The organism is Streptomonospora sediminis (assembly GCF_054778995.1).
On sequence record NZ_BAAGYZ010000102.1, the window covers coordinates 15194 to 39428 of the forward strand.

Sequence of the window (24235 nt, forward strand, 5' to 3'; positions counted from 1 at the left end):
TCGGCGTTTCGGTGTTCCCAAGCCACGCCGGTCGTTGCCTTGCCGCCGCGCCGCCGCCGTCCACCAGGGCCAGGCGGGCCAAGCGGACCGCTCCCTCCGGGGGCCGGTACCGGCCGCTGCGCAATCGCGGTGCCCGCAGCCGCGGTGCAGTCCCAGGTAAACGAGGGGAGCTACTCCACGATCGCGGTGAGCGAGTCCTCCACGGGCGGCAACGCGACCTCGGCGGGTGCGGGCAGCAGCGGCAGGGCGGACATGGCGCTGCTGCCCCCGCTCTCGTGGGTCAGCACCCGCCCGGCATGGACCGGCCGGTCGCCGTCGATGCGCACCGTGAACGCCTGGGCGTCCTCCGGCGGGGCCGCGTCGAAGACGGTGGTGCGCCCTGCCTTGAGCTTGACCCGCTCGGGTTCGCCGCCGCCGTCCGCGCCGAACGGTGACACCACAGCGGTCGCGGGCCCGTCCAAGGCGGCGAAGACCAGCTGGGTGAAGGTGTCCTCGGGGTTGGCGGGGACCACGGCGGTCCCGTTCAGCGGGCCCTGCAGCGGCGGTGCCGCGGCCGTGTAGGCGGTGTCGTCGCCGCCGGAGCGCGATGCGGCCACGCCCACCACCACGGGACGGTCGGCCTTGACCACCGCGGTGCCCGCTTGTTTGCCCAGCGGCCCCTCAAGGCTGAGGAAGGCGCCCGCTGCCGGCGGCACGCTCAGGTCCTGCAGGGTGTCGTGTTCGACGCGGCCTTCGTCGGTGTAGAGCCGCACGTCGGCGGTGACCGGGGTGTCGCCGGGTGCGGCGACGATGAGCCGCCGGTTGCCTTTGCCCGCTGGGATGGCGGGGATGACATGGGTGCGCGACGGCGCGGTCGTGGGCGGCACCCAGTCCTGGCCGCTGCCGCCGCGGTCGGCGAACAGCGCCGGGGCCACCCGGCCCGAGTTCGTGCGGACGTGTACGACGGCCGCCCGGCTGCCCTGGATCAGGTCGGTCAGCTCGATCTCGCTGCTGCCGCGGCCTTCGACGGAGATACCGCGGGTCTCGTCGGAGTAGACGGGGCCGCCGGAGATGTAGACGTCCACGTTGGCGGTGGCGGCGTCCTGGTCCGGGTTGGCCAGCAGCAGCCGCAGTTCCTCCAGGTCGGTGCCGCCCGGTGCGGCGAACCAGGTGCTGATACCGGGCTCGGCGCAGCGGACCTCGGTGGCATAGGCGCCTTCATCGCCGAGCGTGGTCTGCGTGACGTCCAGCCCGGCGGCGGAGGGGCCTTCGGCGGAGACGGCGGTGGACTGTTCGGCGCCGCTGGTGTCGGCGCTCCACGGCGACCCGGCCGCGGCGGGGTCGCCGACGGTGTCGGCGTCTGCGGTGTTCTCGGCGGCCGACAGCCGGCCGCCGCCCTTGCCGCCGGAGCCGGTCGCCAGCGCCGCGGCGCGGGTCGTGCGGTCGTCGCCTTGGGGCGGTGGGCACATCCGCAGCGCCGACTGGACGGGGGCGGCGGCCGGGGACTCGGCTCCGCCCGGTTCGGCGCCGACGGTGCGGGTGACCGCGGCGACGCCGAACAGTGCGGTCAGCGCGATGAGGACCAGGACCAGCAGGGCGAAGCGGTTCTCGACGATCAGTCTCACTGGTCGCTCCCTTCGCCGTGCGCGCCGTTGCCGCCGCGGGTGCCGGGTGTGTCGCCGGCATGCCGGGAGCCGCGGCCGTCGGCGCGGCGGGTTCCGCGGCTGCGGTGGCCGCGGGTGGCCGCCGCGCGGGCGCCGGTGGAGGAGCGCAGTCCCGACAGCGGCGGGCGGCGCGGCCGTCGCGGGCGCGGCGCGGGCTGGGCGGCTTCCTCGCGCAGATCCTCCTCTGTGCGTACGCCCGGCAGCGCGAGGACCGCGACCAGGGCCAGCAGCACGCCTTGGGCCAGCAGCCATCCCTGGCGCAGCGGGTCGGACTTGTCGAGCTGCAGCCGGCCGCCGCCGGCGGGCAGGTCGAAGGTTGCCAGTCCGCTGTCGGTGGCGCCGGCGGGCAGCGGTTCGCCGTCCAGTGTTGCGCTCCATCCGGTGCCGGCGGGTTCGGCCAGGACCAAGGTGCGGTCGGCGGTGCCCGCGGGCACGGTGTAAGCCGTTGCGGGGGTGTCGCCGCCGCTCTGCTGTTTGAGGACGGCGTTTTCGCCGCCGCCGGTGACTCGCAGCCGCCCGGTGGGTTCGTCGAGCCGCCACAGGCCGAACCGTTCGGTCAGCAGCACCCGGGATACGCCGGGCACCCCGTCGAGGGTGTCGACTGGGGTGGCGGCGCCGGTGTCGGAGGCGGGCGGGCGCGGTACGAGCACGAAGCCGATGCCGAGCCGGCCCAATTGCCGGGCCTGGTCTCCGCCCTGTCCGGCGGCGATGCCGGCGACGATCCGGTCCAGAACCAGGCGGGTGGGTTCGGAGGTGGGGATCTGGCCTTCGCCGATGCGGGGTTCGCGCCCGCGCAGTACCGCGTAGCGCACGGGGCCTTCGGCTTCGGGTGAGATGACGAGGGTGCGGGCGTGGCGGGCGTCGCCGCTGAGGGCGCCCAGCATCCCGGGGATGGCGGGTGCGCCCTGGCCGGTCAGCGGCCCGTGGGCGCCTTGCCACATCCATACGCCGGCGGCGCACACGGGTGTGGTCAGGGCCAGTGCGGCGGCGCCGACGACGAATACGCGCCGCAGCCTGCCCATGGCCCACATCACCCCGAAGGACTGTGCGGCGGTGGCCGCCGACAGCAGCATCGCGGTGGCGGCGAAGGCGAGTGCGACCCCGGGCCAGGCGGGGGCGGCGGGGCCGCCGTACCAGGGTGCGACGGGGACGCGGCTGACCACGATGGCGACCAGGATGCCGAAAAGGGCGACGCTCCAGCCCGCGGCGATGAGCATGCGGTGGCGCAGGAGCAGCAGGCCGAACAGTGCGGCGGCGAGGAATCCGGCGGTGATCCAGATCGGCGGGCTGCCGGGGCCGCCGGGCGAGAGCATCAGCAGTTGTTCGGCGCTGGGCGGGGGCGCCGACAGCTCCGGCCGGTGGAGGCCGGCTTCCAGCAGCCACAGCGACGGGTGCAGGAACAGCTCCAGCGACCAGGGCAGCAGCAGTACCAGGGGCGCGCCGAGGGCGATCGCGAGGCTGGCGTAGAGGCGGCGGCCGAGGTGGCCGAAGGCGACCGCTACCAGTACCCCGGTGACCAGCGCCAGCAGCCACAGCAGCGGCACGAATGCGGTTCCGGCGGCGATGGACAGGGCCAGTGCCCAGGCGGTGCGCCGCGACTGTCGCGGCGGGAGGTTGAGCATCCGGGTGAGCAGGATGCCCAGCACGGGAAGGAGTGCGTGGACCAGTGCCGTGCCCAGCCGGCCTTGGGCGACCGCCCCGGTGGCCATGGGCAGCAGCGCGTAGGAGCCCGCCATCCACACCTGGGCGGGGCGGAAGTTGAGGACTCGGCGCGCCAGCAGGTAGGCGGTGAACCCGGCCAGCGGCACGCAGCCGAGCAGGATGACGGTGACGGCCAGCCACGGTTCGCCCAGTAGCAGGGTGGACAGCAGCGCGAGCAGGCCGACATAGGGCGGGGCGGGTGCGCCGGCTCCGGCGCCGACATCGGGGCGGCCGGTGAGGTAGAGGCGCCACAGGTCGGCGGCTCCGCCTTGGACCGGGGGCAGCGCGCCGCCGTAGAGGCCTTCGCCGAACAGCAGTGAGCGCTCGGCGACCAGTGTGACGATGGTCAGCGTGGTGACCAGCAGCAGCCCGGGGCTGGTCAGTGCGCGCCGCAGCAGGCTGTGGTTGTCGTCGAGCGGGTCTTCGTCGTCGGGCGGGGGTGCGGTGACGGCCTGGTGGCGGCCTGCGGTGTCGATGCCGGGGGTGCCGGCGAACAGGTTGGCGACGGTGTCGGTGAACTGCCGCAGCGCCACGCCGCGGGCCAAAAACGGCCGGATGGCGCTGTAGGTGCGCCTGCGGTCGCGGCGGCGGCGCAGGCGGGCGCGGATGAGCCGGCCGGGCATGAGGTAGACCGCGCCGATGGCGACGGCTTCGTCGAAGGCGTTGGCGGGCTGCTTGGCGAGGATGTACATCAGCACCCGCAGCACGGACGCGAACGTGTTGCGCACGAATGCGGCGGCCATTCCGCCCAGCGGCAGGTTGGCCAGCAGCACGAGCATCGCGTTGCGGCGGTCGAGGCGCCGGGGGTGGTCGCTCGCGGCGCTGATGCGCCTGCGGCGGCGGGCGGCGGCTTCGGCGTGGTAGGCGACCGCGTCGGTGACGATGAGGACGCGGTGGCCTGCGCCGCCGGCGCGCCAGCAGAAGTCGATGTCGTCGCGGAAGATGGGCAGGACGCGGTCGAAGCCGTCGAGCTGGTCCCACACGTCGCGGCGGACGAGCATGCCTGCGCTGGATACCGACAGCACGGGCCGGGTGCCGTCGTGCTGGCCGTGGTCGAACTCGCGCGCTTCCAGGCCGGTTTCGCGGCGCCCGGCCCCGTCGATGGTCACGCCGGCTTCGACCAGCAGCCGGCGGTCGAACCAGTCGCGGAGTTTGGGCCCGAGTACGGCTGCGCGGGGGTCGTCGTTGGCGGCCAGCAGCAGGTGCTGGAGCGCGTCGGGTTCGGGGGTGCAGTCGTCGTGGATCAGCCAGATCCACTCGGTGGCGTCGGGTGCGGCGCCGGGGAAGGCGGCGCGGGCGCGCGGGAGGTCGAGGGCGGCGCGTACGGCGTCGCCGAAGCCGGTGGAGCGGTCCAGCGTGGTGATGGCGTCGGGGGCGATGAAGTCGGCGAGGATGCGGCCGCTGCGGTCGCGGCTTCCGGTGTCGACTCCGGTGACGCGCTGCACTGGCCGTGACTGCTCGCGGACGGCTTCCAGGGTCTCCGGCAGCCATCGGGCACCGTCGTGGGTGACGATGACGGCGGTGACGATGTGGCGAGCCGGGTCCAGGGGTAGCACGGCTGGTGTTCGCTCTCGGGGTTCGAGGTCAAGGCGGGCGGCCGCTGCAGGTGCTGCGGGGGGCGTTGCGCGGCCGGGGGTGTCGGCAGATCACCTTACGCCACCTGCGACCGTTTACGTGCACTTTCGCCCGGCCGAGGGCGGGCGGTTACGGCCGGCGCCGCACTTACATTGCCACCCCTCTACCAGCCAAAGTGTAAAGCGCGGATAAAAAAACGCGTGCCCCGGGCAAAAACCCAGGGCACGCGTTCGGCGTTGCCGGCCGCGGTCACAGCATGTCGGCGAGGAAATCGAAATCCTGGCCGGCTGCTTTCTTAAGCCGCCGCCGCTCGCGTTCGGAGAGTCCCCCCCAGATGCCGAAGCGCTCATCGTGCTCCAGCGCGTATTCCAGACACTCCGCCCGCACCTCGCATGACAAGCAGACCTTCTTCGCCTCCCGCGTCGAGCCGCCCTTCTCGGGGAAGAACGCCTCGGGGTCGGTCTGCGCGCACAGGGCGCGCTCCTGCCAGCCCAGATCTTCGTCTGCGCCGTGCGCCAGCGGGATGACCTCGCTCATGCGCACCTCCTATTGCCCCCCTAGATGTACCCTCCCATTCGACCCCCGGGAGGGTGGAATCACACCTGAAAATTACACGCGTGGGAGTCGCTATACGTCAAGCGCACTGCGTGGTAATCCCCTGAATATCATGTAACAAACAACCGCCGGGCGTCTACCCGTCGTGTCGGATCCAGTGGATTACCACGCAATTGTCGCGTGCGGCCAATGCGCCGGGGGCGGATCGGCCGGAACCGGAAGAGGTCAGCGGCGGTCGTCGTCGCGGTACCAGCCTTGCGGTGTGTCGGTGCCTTCGCCGTGCTGCTGGCCGTATCCCGCCCCGAAGACCGGGTCGATCTGGGCGGTCTTCTCGGTGGCGCTCTCCTCGGAGAAGAACGAATCCAGCGGCGTGTCGCGCCGCGGTTCGGCCGCCGGGGCGGGCTGCTCGCCGGGCTGCTGGTACCAGCCGTACTGCATGGCGTCCTGGGCCGCCTGCTCAGCGTCGGCCCCGGGCTGGGGGGCGGGCGCGTACTGGGCGGGGTCGTACGGCGACCCGTAGGCGGGCTGTCCGCCGCTGCCGGCGCTGTAATCGGGCTGGCCGGCCCCAGTCGCGTACGGCTGCTGGCCGCCGGTACCGGCGCTGTAATCGGGCTGCCCGGCGCCGGTCGCGTACGGCTGCTGGCCGCCGGTACCGGGATAGGGCTGCTGGCTGTAGGGGTCGTAGCCGGGCTGGTAGGTCTGCCCGTAGCCCTGCTGCTGCCATTCCTGGCCGTAGCTCTGCTGGCCGCCGCTTTGGGAGTAGCCGGGCTGGTAAGGGTCCTGGCCCGCTGGGGACTGCGGGTAGGCGTCGGCCGGCTGCTGGCCCCAGCCCTGGGCGTAGGGCTGCTGCTGGGCGGGGTCGCCGCCGTAGGGCTGCTGGGCCTGCGGTTCCTGCGGGGCGTAGCCCTGGGCGGCCGGCACGTCGGCGTACTGCTGCTGGTTGTTGTAGGCGCCGGACTGGTTGGGGTCGTAGCCGCCCGGCTGGCCCGGGTTGCTGTAAGCACCCGACTGGTTGGGGTCGTACATGCCCGGCTGGTTGGGGTCGTAGCCGCCCGGCTGGCCCGGGTTGCTGTAAGCACCCGACTGGTTGGGGTCGTACATGCCCGGCTGGGCGGCAGGTGCACCACCGTAGGCCGGCTGCTGGGCGGCGCCCCAGTCCTGCTGTTGGGGCTGCTGCTGGTAGGCGGGCTGCCCGCCCGTGGCGTAGCCGGGCTGCGGGGCGAAAGACTGCTGGGCCCCGGTCTGCGGCGCGAACTGCTGCTGGCCGCCGGTGTGCGGCGGGAACCCGGGTTGGCCCATCGGGACGCCCTGGGGAGCCGAGCGCGGGACCAGCGTCTGGTCGCTGAACACCCGCATCATGAAGAGCCCGGCAATGGCGATGATGGCCAGTTCGCCAGCGATCGACAGGAACGAGGTGAACCCGTCGGCCAGTTCACCGGTCTCGTTGGCGTTGATGAAACCCATGATCAGGCCGATGAGGCCCATCAGGGCCGCGATGCCGGTCATGATCAGCGCGACGAGCACCACTGGAAAATTGACGGAGGTCTTCACCGGTGCCGTGGCCACCAGGACGACCGCCGCGACGAGCAACCCGATCAGCAGCGGGCTGTAGAAGTTCGACGACCCCGTACTGCTGAAGTTGCCCACGATCGTGGCGTCGTAGGTGACCCCGTGGCCGAAGATGTAGATCAGGCCGCCGAGCATGTGCAGGCCCACAGCACTGAGCAGCGCCCAGGCAGCGGGTACCCGCAGGCGGTTGAGTGCTTCGTTGTTCAAGAGAGGTTCCCCTCCGGTGCTTCGCGCCGCCGCGTCGCGCGCGCCGGTGGAAGCTTGCATATCAACGGATTGTCAAGAGCGGTCGTCCCGGAAATCGCCGCCCGGGCGCGATCAGGGGCCGGCGGGGCCGTGGAAGCACCCCGGTGTGGAAGATGCCGGCGCTTTCGCGGCCCAATGCCGTCGGCGATCCGGCCGAGGCATGCTATCTATGCCGCCGCACTGCGCCGGGGCCGTGTCTCAGGACCGAAACTCCCGGCTCCGGCGCACTGGGGCCGCCCCAAGGCGGTGCGGGGTGAGTCGTTGCGCGCCGCCGGGTCCGCCGCTTTGCGCACGCGGCGCGAAGCATGGCACATACACCAGCACAGCCTGCCAGACTTGAGCCTATGCGGATAGTCGTACCAGCCGGCGGTATCGGGGGCGCACGCTTCCTGCGCGGCCTCAAAACAGCTCTCGGGGTCGGCGCAGACCCCTCCGACAACGACCCCACCATCACGGTCATCGGCAATACCGGCGATGACATCACGCTTTTCGGACTGCGCATCTGTCCGGATCTGGACACTGTGATGTACACCCTCGGCGGCGGGATCAACGAGGACCAGGGGTGGGGGCGCGACAACGAGTCCTTCGCCGTCAAACAGGAGCTCGCGGCCTACGGCATGCAGCCGACCTGGTTCGGGCTGGGCGACCGCGACGTGGCCACCCACATCGTCCGCACGCAGATGATGGCCGCGGGTTACCCCCTGTCCGCTGTCACCGAGGCGCTGTGCGACCGCTGGCGCCCGGGGGTCCGGCTGCTGCCGATGACAGACGACCGGGTCGAGACCCACGTCGTCGTCGACGACGATGCAGGGGGGCGCCGCGCCATCCACTTCCAGGAGTGGTGGATCCGCCACCGCGCCGCGCTGCCGGCCCGGGAGATAGTCGGTACGGGCGCAGAGGACGCCGCGCCGGCGCCCGGTGTGCTCCAGGCGATCGCCGAAGCCGACGCGGTGCTGCTGCCGCCCTCCAACCCGGTCGTCAGCATCGGCTCGATCCTCGGCGTGCCCGGGGTGCGCGCGGCGCTCGAACAGGCGACCGTGGTGGGTGTCTCCCCCATCATCGGCGACGCGCCGGTGCGCGGCATGGCCGACGCCTGCCTGCAGGCGATCGGTGTGCAGACCAGCGCCCAGGCCGTGGCCGAGCACTACGGCCCCAGCCTGCTGGACGGGTGGCTGGTCGACAAGGCCGACGAGGGCGCGGCCGTTGACGGCGTCGCCGTTCGTTCGCTGCCGCTGTACATGAGCGGCCCCGAGGCGACCACCGCGATCGCCCGGGCCGCCCTGGACCTCGCGGTGGAACTGAAGGGACAGCGGGCATGACACCGACACCGAGCGCCGAACCCGCCCCCGGACCCGCCGCGGAACTGCGCGTGCACGGCGTCGCCGGCCTGCCCGAGGTCCGGCCCGGCGACGACCTCGCCGAACTGGTCGCCGCGGCTGCGCCCGATCTGCGCGACGGCGACGTCCTGGTGGTGACCTCCAAGATCGCCAGCAAGGCCGAGGGCCGCATCGCCGAGACCGACCGCGAGTCCGCGATCGACGCCGAGACCGACCGCGTGGTGGCCCGGCGCGGCTCCACCCGTATCGTGCAGACCCGCACCGGCCTGGTCATGGCCGCCGCCGGGGTGGATTCGTCCAACGTCGAGCCGGGGCGCGTGCTGCTGCTGCCCGAGGACCCCGACGCCTCGGCGCGCGCACTGCGCGCGGGCCTGCGGGCGCGGCTGGGCGTGCGGGTCGCGGTGCTGTTCAGTGATACGTTCGGGCGGCCGTGGCGGATGGGCCAGACCGACGTGGCCATCGGGGCCGCGGGTATCGGGGCGCTGCAGGACCTGCGCGGCAGTACCGACTCCCACGGCAACGTGCTGGAGGTGACCCTCTCGGCGGTCGCCGACGAGATCACCGCCGCCGGCGAACTGGTCAAGGGCAAGGCCGCGGGTGTGCCGGTGGCCGTCGTGCGGGGCCTGGGCCACCTGGTCACCGACCACGACGGGCCGGGCGCCGCTGAGCTGGTCCGGCCCGCCGACGAGGACCTGTTCCGCTACGGTTCGCGCGACGTGGTCCCCGCACGCCGCACGGTCCGCGAGTTCACCGGCGACCCGGTCGATCCCGAGGCGGTGCGCCGGGCCGTGGCCGCCGCTGTCACCGCGCCGGCGCCCCACCACACCACGCCGTGGCGCTTCGTCCTGGTGGAGTCGCCGCAGACACGTACGCGGCTGCTGGACGACATGCTCGCGGCCTGGGTGGCCGACCTGGTGCGCGACGGTTTCAGCGAGGAGCAGATCGTGCGGCGCACCCGCCGGGGCGACGTGCTGCGCGGCGCGCCGTACCTGGTGGTGCCGTGCCTGGTCGCCGACGGTGCCCACCCCTACCCCGACGAGCGCCGCGCGGCCGCCGAGCGGTCGATGTTCCTGGTGGCCATGGGTGCCGGCGTGCAGAACCTGCTGGTCGGGCTGGCCATGGAAGGGCTGGGTTCGGCGTGGGTGTCTTCGACGATGTTCTGTCCCGACATCGTCCGCTCGGTGCTGGACCTGCCCGATGACTGGCAGCCGATGGGCGCGGTGGCCGTGGGGCACGCGGCCGAGCGCCCCAAGGACCGGCCACCACGCAAGGCGGACACCTTCATCGAGGTGCGCTGAGCCGCGGTGTCCGGACGGCGCGGCCGGGGGCGGCGCCGGGCTGAGGCCAAGGCAGGGCCGGGTGCGCCGCAACGGTGCGCACCCGGCTCCGGGCGCCACCGGAGATCCGTGTACCGGCGGGCGGCGAGGCGGGGCAAAGTTCCGGCAGATTCCGGAACGGAGTGTTTCGCGCCGGTTTCGGCGGGTAACTACCAATGTACATGGGAGCGCTCCCGCCCACCGGACCATCCCCCAACCGGGAAACGGAGACAGCGCAATGCAGTCGACCACCCACGCCGCCGCCCGGCGTGCTCTGACCACCGCCGCCGCCTGCGCAGGCGCCCTGGCCTGCATGGTCCCCCTGGCCGGCGGCGCCGCCGCCCACGGCTCGATCATCGACCCCGCCAGCCGCAACTACGGCTGCTGGGAACGCTGGGGCGACGACCACCAGAACCCCGACATGGCCCAGCAGGACCCCATGTGCTGGCAGGCCTGGCAGGACAACCCCAACGCCATGTGGAACTGGCGGGGCCTGTACCGCAACAACGTCAACGACAACCACGAGGGCGCCATCCCCAATGGCCAACTCTGCAGTGGCGGACACACCCAGAACAGCCGCTACGCGTCGCTGGACACCCCGGGCGAGTGGCAGACGACCGACGTCAGCGACAACTTCAGCGTGACTCTCAACGACCAGGCGCAGCACGGCGCCGACTACTTCCGGATCTACGTCAGCAAGAACAGCTACGACCCCACCAGCGAGGCACTGGGCTGGGACGACCTGGACCTGGTCAAGACCACCGGCAGCTACCCGCCGGCCGAGATGACCACCATCCCGGTCAACACGTCGGGCTACGACGGTCGCCACGTGGTCTTCACGATCTGGAAGGCCTCCCACATGGACCAGAACTACTACCTCTGCTCCGATGTGGACTTCGGTTGACCGACCCCGCGGCCGATCAGCTGACCGGCCCGGCGCCCGGTTCCGCACTCCGGCGGCACCGGGCGCACCCCCCGGATGCCCCCGGGCGTCCGGCGGGTGGCCGGCCCGCGCTCGGGTTCCCATTGACGATCATGCAGAAATGCCGGTCCCAGCGTTGAATTCCGGGCTTTCTGCAGGGTCGGTGACCGCGCCCCCGAACAGAGCTCAAGCGGTTGCCGTACCAGGTTGGGCCTGGGCTTCGTAATGGCTGCGCAGCAGGCGTTCGCGCTCGCCGTCGCTGGTCAGCGGGCAGGTGGCGCATTTCAGGCCGCCGGAGAACCGGTAGTAGAAGCAGCAGCCGCCGGCGACCATGAACATCCGCTCCGGCCGGTGCGCGGGGCGTCCGGCCAGCGCAAGTGGGAAGGGCCGCTGGCGCGGTGCGACCCGCGAGCGGTCGCCGTTGAGGCACTCGACCATGGAACTCGCCCGCTGCCAGGCGGCGGCCTGGTCGGCACCGACCTCGTTGGAGACCAGCAGCAGCGCTTGGTGCACTGCGTCGGCGACCAGGCTCCACTGCGGGCGCAGCCCGAACCTGGTGGTGGTGCGGATCGCGTGGACGGCGGGATCAAGTGTCCGGGCGGCGGTGCCGACGAACCACTCGTCCAAGTCGCGGTCGGAGGCCGCGGTCACCACTCCGGGATGCCCGGCCGTTCCGGCGGCCCCGGCTGCAGGGTCGCCGTCCAGCACGGCGGTGGTGTCCTGGCGCAGGGCCATCCGGTCCAACCTGCCGGACTCGGTGACCCGCACCCACACCAGGTGCGCGGCCAAGTGCGGCACCCGGCCGGTGAGGTAGGCCGACATGGCGGCGAAGGTGAGCACCTGGCGGCCCAGATCGCCGGCGAGGAACGCGGACGCGGAAATGCGGTAGCCCTGGCAGGCCTGTTCGCTCATCCGGTCCAGGAGCGCGGGCACGTGTTCGGGGATCCGGTCCATCCGCAGCCATTGCGCACCCTGGGGCTCGGGGTCGTGCGCGGCCAGCAGGTCGGTCTTGAAGTACAGGTCGCGCTCGTTGATCCAGTCCACAACCCCGGCGAGCGGGTGGCTGCCCGGCATCAGACCTCCTTCTCGCTTCTCGGCGGGACGCGGCGGCCGGCGGCCCGCGGCAGCGCGGGAGGCGGCGCCGCCGACCGGCAGGCAAGCGGTCGATAGGTAAGCCTATCCTCAGAGTGGGCGCACCTGTCCAGTGGGAGGGGGTGGTGCGCGGCACGCAACGCACCGGTGGGCTAACGTGGCGGCTGGCGCGCACGGGCGCCGACCGCAACGGCGCCGGCACGGCAACGGCGGACCGCCCGCACCGCAAAACGCGCGAGGACTGCAGGGGGATCCGAGTGGGCAAGCGCCTGGTGCTGTGGGACATCGACAAGACCCTGATCGACGTCGACGGGTTCGGCGCCGAGGTGTTCTCCGCAGCCTTCGCCCGGTTCAGCGGGCTGGCCGCACACACCGACACCAGAGGTCCCGGCCGCACCGAGTGGCAGTGGTTCCACGAGACCCAACTCGCCAACGGACTGGTACCCACCGGCGACTCCTTTGCCCGGTTCCTCACCGTCCACGACGCGATGTTCGAGGCCCGCACCGCCGAACTCGCCCAACGCGGCCGCGTACTGCCGGGCGCCGCGGAGGCCCTGCAGCGCTGCGCGGCGGACCCCGACACCGTCTCGTCGCTGCTGACCGGCAACACCCGGAGCAACGCCGAACGCAAGCTCGCCGCCTTCGGCCTGGACCAGTACGTCGACTTCTCCCTCGGCGGCTACGGCGACGACCACATGGACCGCCCCGAGCTCGTGGGCATCGCCCGCAACCGCGTCCGAGAGGCCACCGGCACCGCGTTCACCGCAGATACCACGGTGCTGGTCGGCGACTCCCCCAACGACGTGCGGGCCGCCCTGTACGGCGGTGCCCGCATCCTGGCCGTGGCAACCGGCCTGGTCGGCGCGGCCGAACTGCGCGCGGCGGGCGCCGCGACCGTGCTCGCCGACCTCTCCGACACCGAAACCGTACTGCGGGAACTGCAGGGCTGAACCGCACGGCCCCACCCCGCCCCGGGGGTACAAACGAGAGCGGTGCCGGAGGCTCCCCCCGAAGGCCTCCAGCACCGCTCATCCTGGTTGGTCTGTGTGCCCGCGGTACGCCGTCGGCTCAGCGCACCGCCGGTGTTGCCGTGCCAGGTAACCGAACGGACCACCCCTCAAACACCGCGGCCGCCTCACACCGCCCGGCGCCGCGGATTTTTCGGCGGCGCCGCCATCGATAGGCGGATCACCGCCGGCAGGCGTTCCAGCTCCAGTGCCTCGCGCAGGTCCGCCAGCGCCTCGGAGCGTACCCGCTGCCACAGCGCACCGACGTCGGCGTCGTCGTCGACGGTGAGGTCGAGCCGGATGCGCGGCGCGTGCTGCGACGCGGTCATCTGCGCCCGCGCCCGGCGCACACCCGTGTACTCGCCCACCTGGTCCTCGAACGCGCCGCGTGCCGCCCCCGAGGGGATCTCGGTGGTGCCTTCGCGGCAGTCGGGCTCGACGACCAGCCGGCCCACCGCCGCACTGCGCCCCTGCACATACATCCAGCGCAGGGCGAGCAGCCCCGCCAGCACCGCGGCCGCGGCGACGGCGTAGGGCAGCCAGGCCCCGCTGAGACCGGCCGCCGCCGCGGCCTCGGCCGGCGCCATCGACGCGGGCCGCGCCCCGAGCAGTCCCCGGCCCGCGGCCAAGGCGAGCGCGCCTACCGCGACCAGCAGCACCCCGACCAGGGCGAGTCCCCACCTGTTGCCGCGCGCCGGTCTGCGCACCGCTTTGGTATCCGACCTCATCAACCCTCACGCTTTCGCATACCGTACGTGAGCCGTCACCTTGAACCCGTAGATCGGCGCAAGCCGCGACAGCCGCGACTGCACCGCGGCCGCGACCTCGCCGCGCAGTTCGGGGGCCTCGCGCAGGTCGGTGTGCACACGCACCCGGACCCGGTGGCGCCCCACCGACACGTGGGCCTTGCGCACGCCGCCGACGTTGCGGGCGGCCGCGGCGAGCGTACGCCGCAGTGCCGACCGCGACAGCCCTACGACCAGGGCGGGGTCGTCGGTGCGCAGCGCCGTGAACCGGCCGCGGCCCGGAACCACCGCCACCGCGATCAGCACCAGCCCGATCAGGGCGGCAACGGCCGAGGCGATCTGCACGACCGGGTCGCTCCAGCGCGCCCCCGCGGCGTACTCGCCTGCGGTTGAGGTGACCGCGGTGCGCATGGGTGCGCCCGCCAGCGCCGAGGCGACCTCGGCGGCGGCCAGAGCGGCGATGCCCAGGACCAGTGCGCCCACGATCAGCGCGGGCCACGAGCGCCGCGGCCGGAAGGTGTGCACGGCCACGCGGCGCGCACGCCGGGCGGCTGCCGGGTCCGGCCGGCCCAGCGCGTCCTCGACGGTTGTCATAGGCGATCGTCCTCCCCCTTCGCATCGGCGCCGGGCCCGCCCGGGCGGCCGGTGTCATTCCGCGCGGCTACCACGCACCAACTCTGCGATCTCGATGTCGATGCGGCGCACCGACATTCCTGTCATGTACTGCACCCTGTGGGCGGTGTGCGCCCGTACCCGCCGTGCCATGTCGCGCGCGGGCCGCGGATAGCCGACCGCGATGCGCAGCCGCAGAGTGGCGCTGCTGCCGTTGCCGGTGAGCCGGGCGCGCGCCCGGGGCCGCCCGGACCCGCTGCCGGCCCGCCGGCCGGCACGGTCGGCGCCGACGACGCCGGCGACCTCGGTGGCCGCCCGGGCCGCTATCTTGGCGACGATGTCGGCGCCGATGACGGTCTCGCCCCGCTCGTCGGCCGGTGTGGCCACCGCCGACTGCGGACGGGTCTCGGCGATCGCCGAAGCCGCTGCGGTCATTGCCGGAACCTCGATTCGCTCCTGAACACCGGCGCCCCTCACCCGCGGCGCGTGAACAGCTCGGAGATGTCGATCTCCCCTTCGAACGCCCGCCCGGCGAGGAACCCGGCCACGCCGAGCACGAGCACCAGGGCGAACGCCAGGAATCCGCCGAATGCGCCGGCGAGTCCCAATACGGCCCCGAAGGCCAGTCCGACGACGGGCCACATGGGTGTCTCCCTCCTGTCAGGCCTGCCAGGCTTTCACCGCAGGCGGCGCCGCAGTGCGCGCCCGCGCCTGCTGCGGCGGATGCGGTCGACGATCCAACCCACCGGCCCCCGCGCCGAGCGGTGGACCGCGGTTGCGGCGGGGCGGTCGGCGGCAGGGGCGGTATGGCCGGTGCCGCCGGCATCCCCGGCACCGGGGGCTCCCCCGGTTTCGCCCGTACCGCCCGTACTTCCGTTACTGTCGGTACCGCCGGTACCGCCGGTACCGCCGCCCGTGCCGCCGCGCCTGCGCCGGAGCCCTTCGGCGAAGGCCTCGGGGTCGCCGCCGCGGTCCGGGTGGTTCGCGCGGACCCAGGCCCGGAATGCACGCGGATCTTCGGTCACATTGCTCCTTTGCTCCACTGCCGGCTAGTGCGCTGCGCCGCCGGGGTCCGCGCCGCCGGCCGCCGTACCTGCAGTGCCCGCCCCGCCGGGGTCAGCGCCGCCCAGTGGGCGGTCGTTGCCGGATCCGGCGCCAGGTGTTTCGGCCAGGTCGGCGACCGTGACATGTACGGCGCGGCCGCCGCCCCCGCGGGCGGCCGCGCCTACGGCCGCGCGGATGTCGGCGGCGATATCGGGGATCGGCCGGTCCGGCAGCACGACCACACCGACCTCGACATCGGTCTCGCGGACCGCGACCCCCACGACCCGGCCGCCGGGTTCGGGTGTGGCCGCGGTGGCGAACGGGCCCGCCGACAGCTCGGCGACTCCGGGCACCGCCCGCACCCGCGCGGCGATCGCGCGGGCCTCGGCGGCGCCGGGGTCGGCGGTGTCGGCGGCGGTGTCGGCAGAGCTGTCGGTTCCGCCGGAACCGGGCTGCTGTGCGCCGGACCGGCCGCCGGACTGGTCGGTGGGCTGGTCGGTGGGCACGCCTAGCGCACCCGCGGCTCGGTGTCGGCGGAGTTTTCGGTTCCGCCGGACTCGCCGGTGTCGTCGTCGGGCAGGTGGATGTCGTCGACGGTGATGTTGACTTCGGTGACCTCCAGCCCGGTCATACGTTCGACACCGGTGATCACGTTGCGCCGCACTGCCCCGGCGAGGTCGGGGATGGCCACCCCGTACTCCACGACGAGGTCGATGTCGACGGCGGCCTGGCGTTCGCCGACCTCGACGGTCACGCCGCGCGCCGCACCGCCGGAGCCGGAACCGGAGCCGCCGGCGGCTCCGGCAACCCGGTCGCGGACCGCGCCGAAGGCCCGGGCGGCGCCGCCGCCCATGCGGTAGACGCCGCCGACTTCGCGTGCGGCCATGCCCACGATCTTGGCGACGACGTGATCGGCGATGGAGGTGCGGCCGTTGGCGGTGACCAGCTCGCGGCCGCCGTTGCGGGTGGCGCTGGTCTGGGCGCTCTCGCGGGCGCCCGGGACCTTGGGTTCGGCGCTGGTGTCTGTCACTGTCGATTCCCCCCTGAGCGGATTGACCAGTCGTGGTGGGTGCGCATCGCCGACCGCCCGATGCGGCGGGCGCGGCGCGGCGGATGGCGCCGGCGGTGCGCGGACCGCGCCCGGTGCGGGTCGCGGTCTGCGGGCGCATTGGCCACCGCCCGGTGCGGTGGGCACCGAGTGCGTGCGCTCGGACCGCACCCCGGATTTTCCGCCTGCGCCGCGGCCGGTGGGCCGTTGCGCGCCGGTGGTGGCCGGAGCAGGCCGGATACCGGCGAAAGGCGCGGTTGGCACGCCGATTCGCCCGAGCTGCGGGCCGCACCGGCTCGACGACTGAACGCTTGACACTCTACCGCTACACAGGGTGATCAACAACGGCCGAAGCGTGACCATGCGGCCGATCGCCGGATATTTTCCAAAGCATTGCCGAACCGGCCCCAGCGGCACCCCGCAGCGGTGTCCGGCCGGTCAGCGGAAGACCACGGTCCGTTCGCCGTTGAGCAGCACCCGGCGCTGCGCGTGCCAGTTGACCGCGCGCGCCAGCGCCAGCGACTCCAGGTCGCGGCCGATCGCGGTGAGCCGCTCAGGGCTGTGGGTGTGGTCGACCCGCGAGACCTCCTGCTCGATGATCGGCCCCTCGTCGAGGTCGGCGGTCACGTAGTGGGCCGTCGCGCCGATCAGCTTGACCCCCCGCGCGTGCGCCTGGTGATAGGGGCGCGCGCCTTTGAAGCTGGGCAGGAACGAGTGGTGGATGTTGATGATCCGCCCGGACATCTTCGCGCACAGCTCTGCGGAGAGCACCTGCATGTATCGGGCGAGCACGACCAGGTCGACGTCGTAGGCGTCGGCGAGCCGCAGCAGTTCGGCCTCTTGCGCGGCCTTGTTGCCGGAGCTGACCGGCAGATGGTGGAAGTCCAGGCCGTAGGAGCGGGCCAGGAACTCCAGATCGGGGTGGTTGGAGACGACTGCGGCGATGTCGGCCTCAAGCAGGCCGCTGCGTTGCCGGTAGAGCAGGTCGTTGAGGCAGTGCCCGAACTTGGACACCAGCACCAGCACCCGCGGCCGCACGTCGCGGGGACGCAGGTCCCATTCCATGCCGAAGCCGGCGGCCAGCGCGGCGAACGAGCCGCGCAGGGTGTCCTCGCCGCCGTCCAGACCCGGGCCGGGCGCGGTGAACTCCATCCGCAGGAAGAACCGCTGGGCGTAGGGGTCGCCGTACTGCTGGCTCTCGGTGATGTTGCACCCGCTGCGGGCCAGCAGGTCGGCCACGCCCGCCACGATGCCGGGGGCGTCGCGGCAGGACAGGGTCAGGACGTATTCGCGGTCGCTCGAAGGGGCGCTCATGGGACGGTCTCCCGGATGTTCGCGGCGGCTGGTGGAGCCGGGTTTCCAGATTAGCCGCGCGGGAGGCGGGGGCGGAACGGCAACCGGGTGCGCAGCGCATATGCCGCTGAGCGGCGGTCGCCACCGGACGCAACACCGGACACGCTGGAGCCCGGGACCGCGGCCGGTCCCGGGCTCCAGTGCGGTGCGCATGCGGCGCGCAGCGCGCGGGCAGGTGCCTTGCAGATCACCCGCGGCGGCGCCGGCGCACCATCGCGACCACGCCGACCGTGACGGCCAGCCCTACTCCGGCACCGAGGATCAGCACCTCCGGGGCGATGCGGCTGCGCGACGTGTAGGTGGAGACCACCTCTTCGTCGCCCTGCAGCCGGACACTGCCCTCAGGTGGATCTACCACCTGGCTGTCCAGCCGCACGGCCTTGCCGCCGACCACCAGTGCCCGAGCCTCTTCGGCCAGGTGGGAGCCGGTGCCGCGGACACGTTCCCAACTGCGCCGAGCCATGTTGGCCGGTTTGGTGCGGTCGGCGATGCCGTCGACGGCGGCGGTCAGCCGCCGCTGCGTCCGCTCGATCTCCGCCTGCACAACCGCGAAATCCCGCGGTCGCGCCGCGGGGTCGCGTTCCTCCATAAAGCGCTTCCTTCCGCTATCGCAGCGTCGCCTGAGAGGGGCCTGGGTCGGCATCCGGCTCCTGCTGCGCGCCGACCGTGTCGTCGTTGGTGGGCGGGAAGCCCAAGGCGCCTTCGATGCCGTCCACTACGCGGAAGAAGTCCCGCGTGGACAACCACAGTTTATAGACGAGGGCGGCCTCGAAGGCGAGCAGCAAAACACCGGCGGCGACGACGAAACCGGCCATTGCGGGGTAGGAGAACATCGCGATGAGCGGCGCCGCGACGAACACGGCTATCTGGAATTCGATGCCGCTCATCAGGTGGGTGCGGATGCGCCGTTCGCGCAGGAACCCCCAGAACCGCTCGTACCAGGGGAAACGGGTGTGGAACTCCTGGTGCAGGTCGATCCGCGGCAGCCGCACGTCGGGGTGTTTGCCCGCCTCGCGGTCGTAGCGGCTCTCTTTCTCGGTCTGGGTGTGCAGGATGTGTTCCAGCACGGAAATGCCGTGCCGCAGCACCGCCTGTTCGCCCTGGTCGCTCATTGCCCGGGTGTTCCGCGGTCCGTCGATGCCGCCTGCCTCCGCGCCGTGCTCTGCGGTGCCGGGATCGGCAGGGTCGGGTTCAAGCATCGACAGGGTCGCCCGGGCGCGCTCCAGTGCCGCGGCCAGGTGCGAGCGCATTTCGCGGCGCACCTTGTAGACCTGCAGCGCATTGAGGTAGCGCAGCATGTCGACGAAGACCACGGCCAGCGCCAGCCAGACGAAGCCCACCCAGCCGGTCATCACGTACTGGCCGCCCATCAGCGCGATGGCGCACACCAGCACTCGGAAGCGGTCGAAGACGTAGTCCATCCACGAACCCAAGAGGCTCTCGCGGTCGGCGAGGCGCGCCAGCTTGCCGTCCATGCAGTCGACCACGAAACCCAGGTAGTACAGCACCGCGCCGAGCAGCAGGAACTGCCATTGCCCGACGGAGAACGCCGCCGCCGCGCCCAGGCCGAGGAACAGCGCGGTGACGGTGAGCTGGTTGGGCGTGATGGAGGTGCGTGCGGCGATGGCGCGCACCGCCCGGACCGCGATGGGGTCGACCAGCCATACCGTCCACCAGGAGTCGCGCGGCCGCAGCGTGCGCTCCCTGACCTCGTCCAGTGTGAAACCAGTCATTGTCGGTTCGAACTCCCACACGCGAAGCGGATGTGCTCCTAGCCCTGCGGACGCCTGCCGGGCGCGGGGCCCGGCGTGTGCCGCACGAGTCTACGCAAGCCAGCCCGCCCCTGGGGAGCTCACCGATTGCGCAGGTGCCGACCACCATAGGCGATGTCCGGTCGGCCCCGGCGCACCCCCGCTGCCGCCTGCGGCGCGCAGGAGCCGCAAACCGCGAGCGCATAGGGTGGGCCACGCACGCGGCGGCTCCGCCGGAGCCGCGCGGCGAGTGCCCGTTCGAACCCGCAGGGCACGACAGAGCACGACCAGGCGAGGAGACCAGTGAGCGAGTCCAGCGAGTCGAGTGTCCGGCTGCGCGCCGGCGATCCCGCGCCCGAGTTCAGCCTCACCGCGGCCGACGGCACCGACGTCAGCCTCGGCGAGGTGCTCGCCGCAGGCGGCAAACGCGTGGTGCTGTACTTCTACCCGGCCGCGATGACTCCCGGCTGCACCACCGAGGCCTGCGACTTCCGCGACAACCTGCGCGAATTCGAGAGCGCCGGCATCACCGTCCTCGGCGTATCGCCCGACTCCCCCGAGCGGCTGGCCGAGTTCAGCACGCAGGAGCAGTTGACCTTCCCGCTGCTGAGCGATCCGGGCAAGGAAGTACTGCGGGCCTACGGCGCGTTCGGCGAGAAGAAGAACTACGGCCGGGTGGTGCAGGGCGTCATCCGTTCGACGTTCGTCATCGACCCCGACGGCACCGTGGCCAAGGCTTTCTACAACGTGAAGGCCACCGGCCACGTCGACCGCGTCAAGCGGGAACTGCAGCTCGGCTGACCGTCCGGGTCCGAACGGACACGCACCGGCCGGATTTCGCACTTGCGCTTGCGCCCGGCCGGTGCCACCCTCAGACGGACGACCCGGCCGCTGCCCCATCGGGGGCCTGCGTGCGCGAGGTCGCCGAGGGGGCCGTAGCCCAACGGCAGGAGGCGCCAGGTTTAGGACCTGTACAGTGCGGGTTCGAATCCCGCCGGCCCCACTCGTCTCTGGGCGGCCCTGCTCGCAAGCTGTGCTTGCTCGCCGGGTCGCCTCGTCATTCCATCCGGGGGGACGACCCCCCGAACCCCCCGCCCCGGGAACCCGCCTCCGGACCACCCAATCGGGACCGCACTTTGCGAGGTCACCGTGCCTCGGCCCGGCCCTGGCCGGCGGTTTCGGCCGGGTCTGCGCCCGGCCGTTCCCAGGCCGCCAAGATCTGCAGGGCCGCCTCGGACGGGCTCGCCGGCGGCGTGCTGTACACGAACAGGGTCTGGTCGGCGTCGTCGCCGGGTGTGAAAGCCTGGTAGGTGACGGTCAGGTCGCCGACGAGCGGGTGATGGTAGCCCTTGGATCCGGTCGTGCGCCGGTGGACCCGGTGCTGTGACCAGTGGCGGCGGAACTCCTCGCTGCGGATGGAGAGGTCGCCGACCAGCGTGCTCAGGGCCGGGTCGGCAGGGTACCGGCCGGCGTCGAGACGCAGCATGGCGGCGGTGTCCGCGGCGACCGCCGGCCAGTCGCGGTAGAGCTCGCGCGCATGGGGATCGAGGAAGACGAACCGCGCCTGGTTGCGCTCCGCGGCGGGCATGGCGCGGAAATCCGTGATCAGCCGCGCGGCGAGCCGGTTGTGAGCGAGGACGTCGAGGCGGCGGCCCAGCACGAAAGCCGGCCGGCAGCCGCGGTCGAGGACCTCCAGCAGGTCCAGTGTGGCGCGGTGGACCCGCTGCGGCTTTGCCGGTTTCCGGGGCCGCGTGCGGGGCCGGGTGGCGAGCGTGTGCAGGTGGGCGCGCTCGGCGGCGTCAAGCTCCAGCGCGTCGGCGAGGGCGTCGAGGACCTCCGGTGAGGCGCTGCGGCTGCGGCCCTGCTCCAAGCGCGTGTAGTAATCCACGCTCACACCGGCGAGCCGGGCCAGTTCCTCGCGCCGCAAGCCGGGTACCCGGCGGCGCGCGGTGTCGTCCAAGCCGAGTCCGGCCTGGTCGGGGCGAAGCCGGGCACGGGCTGAGCGCAGGAAGTCCGCGAGTCCCGAGCTGATGTCGTTGCGGCTCATCCTTCCAGTGTGCCTGCCGGCCGGTTCGCGTCCGCGGGCAAAGGTGGCCCTGTCCGTCCCCCGCACGGTTGTCCCCCGACCGAGAGGGCCCTGCTCAGCCGCCTGCGGCGCAGGTTGCGCTGGTTCAGTGGCCATTGGGCGGGGTTCCGACCGCGCCCACCGCGGGGCGGCGCCGGTTCCAGCCGGCTCCGCCACTGCTTCCACTTCCGTTTCCGCAACTTGCCGAGACACGAAAGGGCGACCAAATGCCGACCTGGTTCATCACCGGAGCATCCCGCGGCCTGGGGCTGCAGATCGCGCGCAGGGCCGTGGCAGGCGGTGACGCGGTCGTGGCCACGGCCCGGCGGCCCGCCGACCTGCCGGAGGACCTCACCCGGTCCGAACGGGTCCTCACCGCTGAACTCGACGTCACCCGCGCCGGGGACGCCGAGCGCGCAGTCGGCGCGGCCATCGAACGCTTCGGCGGCATCGACGTGCTGGTGAACAATGCGGGCCGGGGGCTCCTCGGCGCCTTGGAGGAGGTCACCGACGAGGAGGCGCGTTCGCTGTTCGACCTCAACGTGTTCGGGTTGGTCTCGGTGACCCGCGCGGTGCTGCCGGCCATGCGCGCCGCCGGCAGCGGCAAGATCGTCCACATCGGGTCGCGGGCGGGTTTCGAAGGCGAACCCGGGGTGAGCATGTACAGCGCCTCCAAGTTCGCCGTCGCGGGGATCAGCGAGGCGCTCTCCGCTGAGCTGGGGCCGTTCGGCATTCAGAGCATGGTCGTGGAGCCGGGCGTGTTCCGCACCGACTTCCTCGACGGCAGCTCGCTGTCGACTCCGGCCCACCGCATCGCGGCCTACGACGGCACGCCCGCCCACGACACCTTGGACTGGGCCGGCGCGGCCAACCACACCCAGCTGGGCGACCCGGTGAAGGGTGCCGCGCTGATCTGGGAGGTGGCGCGCGGCGAGAAGCTGCCCACCCGCCTGACCCTCGGCCGGGACGCGATCGAGCGCCGGCGGATGCGGGCCCGGGAAATCGAGGCGGAGACCGCCGCGTGGGAGGCCGAATCCACCGCAACGGCTTGCGACGACGCGGCGTGATCCGCGGCGGCGGCACGGGCGCGGGCCGGCGTGCCCGCACCCGTGCCTTCGCGGTTCCGGGGTGCGGTCCCATCGGAGACGGCCGACGCCGCGACCGGTGGTTCTCAGGTCGAGGTGATGGGCTTCTTGCTCAGCGGGTCGGCGATGTCCTCCAGTGAGCGGCGGGCCACCTCCAGGCCGATGATCCAGTGGACGGCGCCGGCGGCGATCATCAGGCCGGCGCCGAGGAAGTAGCCGAACGCCACCTGGGAGACCTCGCCGCTTTCCACCAGCCGGCCGAACAGGCCGGGGCCCAGGATGCCGCCCAGGGCGGTGCCGACCGAGTAGAACAGCGCGATTGCCTGGGGACGGGTCTCCATCGGGAAGATCTCGCTGACGGTCAGGTAGGCCGAACTGGCGCCGGCGGAGGCGAAGAAGAACACCACGCTCCAGCACATGGTCACCGTCACCGCGGTGAGCACGCCGGCCTGGAACAGCATCCCGGTGCCGACCAGCAGCAGGCCGGAGCCGATGTAGGTCCCGGCGATCATCGGTTTGCGGCCGAGCGTGTCGAACAGCGGGCCCAGCAGCACCGGGCCCAGGAAGTTGCCCAGCGCCATCGGGATCAGGAAGAGCGGTGCCGTACCCGAGGTCACGCCGAAGAACGTCGCCAGCACCAGGGCCTGTGTGAAGAAGACCGCGTTGTACAGGAACGCCTGCCCCGCGAACAGCGCCAAGCCGACCGCGGTGCGCCGCGGATAGGTCGAGACGATGGTGCGGGCGAGTTCGCGGAAGGTGGTGCTGCTGCGCTGCTCCAGCGTGAGCGTGCCCTGGGGTTCCGCCAGTTTCTTGCGGCCGGCTTCGCGCGCCACCTCGTCCTCGATGCCGCGCACCACCCGCTCGGCTTCCCCTCCGCGGCCGTGGATGATCAGCCAGCGCGGGCTCTCCGGCACGATGCGCCGCACCACGAGGATGATCAGCCCCAGGACGCCGCCGACGGCGAACAGCAGCCGCCAGCCCAGGAACTCCGGCAGTATGTCGGGCTTGAGCAGCGGGTAGGCCATCGCCGCGCCCAGTGCGGCGCCCAGCCAGTAGGAGCCGTTGACCATGAGCGCGATCCGGCCGCGCACCCGCGATGGCACCATTTCGTCGATCGCGGAGTTGATGGCCGCGTACTCGCCGCCGATGCCGAACCCGGTGAAGAACCGGCAGGCGTAGAACCACAGCGCATTGCCGGAGAACGCGGTCAGCACGGTCGCCGCCAGGTAGACCCCGAGTGTCGCCAGGAAGATCGTACGGCGGCCGTACTTCTCGGTGAGGTGGCCGAAGTAGAGGGCGCCGAGGCAGGCACCGACCACATAGACCGAGGCGGCCAGGCCCACCTGTCCCTCGGTGATATTCAGCCCGCTGCCGGGCTCGGTGATACGCGAACCGATCGAGCCGACGATGGTCACTTCGAGGCCGTCGAGGATCCAGACGCTGCCGAGGCCCGCAAGGACCAGCCAGTGCCAGCGCTGCCACGGCAACCGGTCGAGCCGGGCGGGGATGTCGGTGGTCACGCTCATCCCCGACCGCTGACCGCGCCCGGCAAGCTGTAACCCGCGGTT

23 protein-coding genes and 1 tRNA gene are annotated in these 24235 nt (G+C 72.4%); 7 read left to right on the forward strand and 17 right to left on the reverse strand.

Translation table 11 applies throughout. The annotated features are described in order from the left end of the window. Window positions 1-170: 170 nt before the first annotated feature. From ACYVD5_RS19450 to ACYVD5_RS19465, 4 genes are all read right to left on the reverse strand, one after another. Entirely contained in the window at window positions 171-1604 is a 1434-nt protein-coding gene (locus ACYVD5_RS19450) for a DUF5719 family protein (protein WP_461002511.1), read from the reverse strand. Further along, complete coding sequence (locus tag ACYVD5_RS19455; RefSeq protein ID WP_461002512.1) at window positions 1601-4900, reverse strand: glycosyltransferase; 3300 nt, start codon at window positions 4898-4900, stop codon at window positions 1601-1603. The genes ACYVD5_RS19450 and ACYVD5_RS19455 overlap by 4 nt, the downstream gene beginning before the upstream one ends. 268 nt (window positions 4901-5168) lie before the next feature. Beyond that, on the reverse strand, window positions 5169-5456 hold the full coding sequence (locus ACYVD5_RS19460; RefSeq protein WP_040272150.1) for a WhiB family transcriptional regulator: 288 nt from the start codon (window positions 5454-5456) through the stop codon (window positions 5169-5171). A 243-nt stretch (window positions 5457-5699) separates the two neighbouring features. Then, a complete protein-coding gene (locus tag ACYVD5_RS19465; protein ID WP_461002513.1) occupies window positions 5700-7250 on the reverse strand; it encodes a hypothetical protein in 1551 nt (516 codons plus the stop codon). A 383-nt stretch (window positions 7251-7633) separates the two neighbouring features. Between ACYVD5_RS19465 and cofD the strand changes: the two genes are divergently transcribed. The 3 genes from cofD to ACYVD5_RS19480 all read left to right on the forward strand — a co-directional run bounded on the left by cofD (window position 7634) and on the right by ACYVD5_RS19480 (window position 10846). After that, window positions 7634-8608, forward strand: coding sequence for a 2-phospho-L-lactate transferase (gene cofD, locus ACYVD5_RS19470; RefSeq protein ID WP_461002514.1), 975 nt, complete (start codon window positions 7634-7636; stop codon window positions 8606-8608). After that, a complete protein-coding gene (locus ACYVD5_RS19475) occupies window positions 8605-9924 on the forward strand; it encodes a coenzyme F420-0:L-glutamate ligase (protein WP_461002515.1) in 1320 nt (439 codons plus the stop codon). The genes cofD and ACYVD5_RS19475 overlap by 4 nt, the downstream gene beginning before the upstream one ends. 256 nt (window positions 9925-10180) lie before the next feature. Beyond that, complete coding sequence (locus ACYVD5_RS19480) at window positions 10181-10846, forward strand: lytic polysaccharide monooxygenase auxiliary activity family 9 protein (protein WP_461002516.1); 666 nt, start codon at window positions 10181-10183, stop codon at window positions 10844-10846. A gap of 204 nt (window positions 10847-11050) precedes the next feature. On the opposite strand, the gene ACYVD5_RS19485 is transcribed toward ACYVD5_RS19480, so the two are convergent. Further along, entirely contained in the window at window positions 11051-11938 is an 888-nt protein-coding gene (locus ACYVD5_RS19485) for a hypothetical protein (protein WP_461002517.1), read from the reverse strand. Between the two features lie 113 nt (window positions 11939-12051). Here ACYVD5_RS19485 and ACYVD5_RS19490 point away from each other — a divergent pair, with 113 nt between their 5' ends. Next, entirely contained in the window at window positions 12052-12906 is an 855-nt protein-coding gene (locus ACYVD5_RS19490) for an HAD family hydrolase (RefSeq protein WP_461002518.1), read from the forward strand. Window positions 12907-13091: 185 nt separating this feature from the next. Here the strand turns inward: ACYVD5_RS19490 and ACYVD5_RS19495 are convergent, their stop codons facing one another. The 10 genes from ACYVD5_RS19495 to ACYVD5_RS19540 all read right to left on the reverse strand — a co-directional run bounded on the left by ACYVD5_RS19495 (window position 13092) and on the right by ACYVD5_RS19540 (window position 19499). Continuing rightward, on the reverse strand, window positions 13092-13691 hold the full coding sequence (locus ACYVD5_RS19495; RefSeq protein ID WP_461002519.1) for an alkaline shock response membrane anchor protein AmaP: 600 nt from the start codon (window positions 13689-13691) through the stop codon (window positions 13092-13094). A 6-nt stretch (window positions 13692-13697) separates the two neighbouring features. After that, window positions 13698-14303, reverse strand: a complete 606-nt coding sequence (locus ACYVD5_RS19500) for a DUF6286 domain-containing protein (RefSeq protein ID WP_461002520.1) — start codon at window positions 14301-14303, stop codon at window positions 13698-13700. A gap of 54 nt (window positions 14304-14357) precedes the next feature. Further along, entirely contained in the window at window positions 14358-14756 is a 399-nt protein-coding gene (locus tag ACYVD5_RS19505; protein WP_461002521.1) for an Asp23/Gls24 family envelope stress response protein, read from the reverse strand. A gap of 38 nt (window positions 14757-14794) precedes the next feature. Continuing rightward, window positions 14795-14965 (reverse strand): hypothetical protein, encoded by a 171-nt coding sequence (locus tag ACYVD5_RS19510; protein ID WP_461002522.1) that lies wholly within the window; start codon window positions 14963-14965, stop codon window positions 14795-14797. 33 nt (window positions 14966-14998) lie between these two features. After that, complete coding sequence (locus ACYVD5_RS19515) at window positions 14999-15346, reverse strand: hypothetical protein (RefSeq protein WP_461002523.1); 348 nt, start codon at window positions 15344-15346, stop codon at window positions 14999-15001. 24 nt (window positions 15347-15370) lie between these two features. Then, complete coding sequence (locus tag ACYVD5_RS19520) at window positions 15371-15871, reverse strand: hypothetical protein (RefSeq protein ID WP_461002524.1); 501 nt, start codon at window positions 15869-15871, stop codon at window positions 15371-15373. A gap of 2 nt (window positions 15872-15873) precedes the next feature. After that, window positions 15874-16395: an Asp23/Gls24 family envelope stress response protein gene (locus tag ACYVD5_RS19525; RefSeq protein ID WP_461002525.1), complete on the reverse strand. Its 522-nt coding sequence runs from the start codon at window positions 16393-16395 to the stop codon at window positions 15874-15876. A gap of 456 nt (window positions 16396-16851) precedes the next feature. After that, entirely contained in the window at window positions 16852-17727 is an 876-nt protein-coding gene (gene purU, locus ACYVD5_RS19530) for a formyltetrahydrofolate deformylase (protein WP_461002526.1), read from the reverse strand. Window positions 17728-17953: 226 nt separating this feature from the next. Beyond that, window positions 17954-18355 (reverse strand): DUF3618 domain-containing protein, encoded by a 402-nt coding sequence (locus ACYVD5_RS19535; RefSeq protein ID WP_461002527.1) that lies wholly within the window; start codon window positions 18353-18355, stop codon window positions 17954-17956. A 16-nt stretch (window positions 18356-18371) separates the two neighbouring features. Beyond that, window positions 18372-19499, reverse strand: coding sequence for a CDP-alcohol phosphatidyltransferase family protein (locus ACYVD5_RS19540; RefSeq protein ID WP_461002528.1), 1128 nt, complete (start codon window positions 19497-19499; stop codon window positions 18372-18374). Window positions 19500-19820: 321 nt separating this feature from the next. On the opposite strand from ACYVD5_RS19540, the gene bcp reads away from it, so the two are divergent. Beyond that, window positions 19821-20318, forward strand: a complete 498-nt coding sequence (gene bcp, locus ACYVD5_RS19545; protein ID WP_461002529.1) for a thioredoxin-dependent thiol peroxidase — start codon at window positions 19821-19823, stop codon at window positions 20316-20318. Between the two features lie 128 nt (window positions 20319-20446). Continuing rightward, window positions 20447-20520: transfer RNA gene (locus tag ACYVD5_RS19550), tRNA-Leu, on the forward strand. A gap of 141 nt (window positions 20521-20661) precedes the next feature. Here ACYVD5_RS19550 and ACYVD5_RS19555 read toward each other — a convergent pair. After that, a complete protein-coding gene (locus ACYVD5_RS19555) occupies window positions 20662-21564 on the reverse strand; it encodes a helix-turn-helix domain-containing protein (RefSeq protein WP_461002530.1) in 903 nt (300 codons plus the stop codon). A 245-nt stretch (window positions 21565-21809) separates the two neighbouring features. On the opposite strand from ACYVD5_RS19555, the gene ACYVD5_RS19560 reads away from it, so the two are divergent. After that, on the forward strand, window positions 21810-22649 hold the full coding sequence (locus tag ACYVD5_RS19560) for an SDR family oxidoreductase (protein WP_461002531.1): 840 nt from the start codon (window positions 21810-21812) through the stop codon (window positions 22647-22649). Between the two features lie 104 nt (window positions 22650-22753). Here the strand turns inward: ACYVD5_RS19560 and ACYVD5_RS19565 are convergent, their stop codons facing one another. After that, window positions 22754-24193 carry an MFS transporter gene (locus ACYVD5_RS19565; protein WP_461002532.1) on the reverse strand — a complete coding sequence of 480 codons (1440 nt, stop codon included), beginning with the start codon at window positions 24191-24193 and terminating at the stop codon, window positions 22754-22756. Between the last annotated feature and the right edge of the window lie 42 nt (window positions 24194-24235).

Coding starts and splice junctions, on each gene's coding strand:
- ACYVD5_RS19460 (WP_040272150.1), bottom strand. CDS start 5,456: ATGAGCGAGGTCATCCCGCTGGCGCACGGCGCAGACGAAGATCTGGGC.
- cofD (WP_461002514.1), top strand. CDS start 7,634: ATGCGGATAGTCGTACCAGCCGGCGGTATCGGGGGCGCACGCTTCCTG.
- ACYVD5_RS19475 (WP_461002515.1), top strand. CDS start 8,605: ATGACACCGACACCGAGCGCCGAACCCGCCCCCGGACCCGCCGCGGAA.
- ACYVD5_RS19480 (WP_461002516.1), top strand. CDS start 10,181: ATGCAGTCGACCACCCACGCCGCCGCCCGGCGTGCTCTGACCACCGCC.
- ACYVD5_RS19485 (WP_461002517.1), bottom strand. CDS start 11,938: ATGCCGGGCAGCCACCCGCTCGCCGGGGTTGTGGACTGGATCAACGAG.
- ACYVD5_RS19495 (WP_461002519.1), bottom strand. CDS start 13,691: ATGAGGTCGGATACCAAAGCGGTGCGCAGACCGGCGCGCGGCAACAGG.
- ACYVD5_RS19500 (WP_461002520.1), bottom strand. CDS start 14,303: ATGACAACCGTCGAGGACGCGCTGGGCCGGCCGGACCCGGCAGCCGCC.
- ACYVD5_RS19505 (WP_461002521.1), bottom strand. CDS start 14,756: ATGACCGCAGCGGCTTCGGCGATCGCCGAGACCCGTCCGCAGTCGGCG.
- ACYVD5_RS19510 (WP_461002522.1), bottom strand. CDS start 14,965: ATGTGGCCCGTCGTCGGACTGGCCTTCGGGGCCGTATTGGGACTCGCC.
- purU (WP_461002526.1), bottom strand. CDS start 17,727: ATGAGCGCCCCTTCGAGCGACCGCGAATACGTCCTGACCCTGTCCTGC.
- ACYVD5_RS19535 (WP_461002527.1), bottom strand. CDS start 18,355: ATGGAGGAACGCGACCCCGCGGCGCGACCGCGGGATTTCGCGGTTGTG.
- ACYVD5_RS19540 (WP_461002528.1), bottom strand. CDS start 19,499: ATGACTGGTTTCACACTGGACGAGGTCAGGGAGCGCACGCTGCGGCCG.
- ACYVD5_RS19555 (WP_461002530.1), bottom strand. CDS start 21,564: ATGAGCCGCAACGACATCAGCTCGGGACTCGCGGACTTCCTGCGCTCA.
- ACYVD5_RS19560 (WP_461002531.1), top strand. CDS start 21,810: ATGCCGACCTGGTTCATCACCGGAGCATCCCGCGGCCTGGGGCTGCAG.
- ACYVD5_RS19565 (WP_461002532.1), bottom strand. CDS start 24,193: ATGAGCGTGACCACCGACATCCCCGCCCGGCTCGACCGGTTGCCGTGG.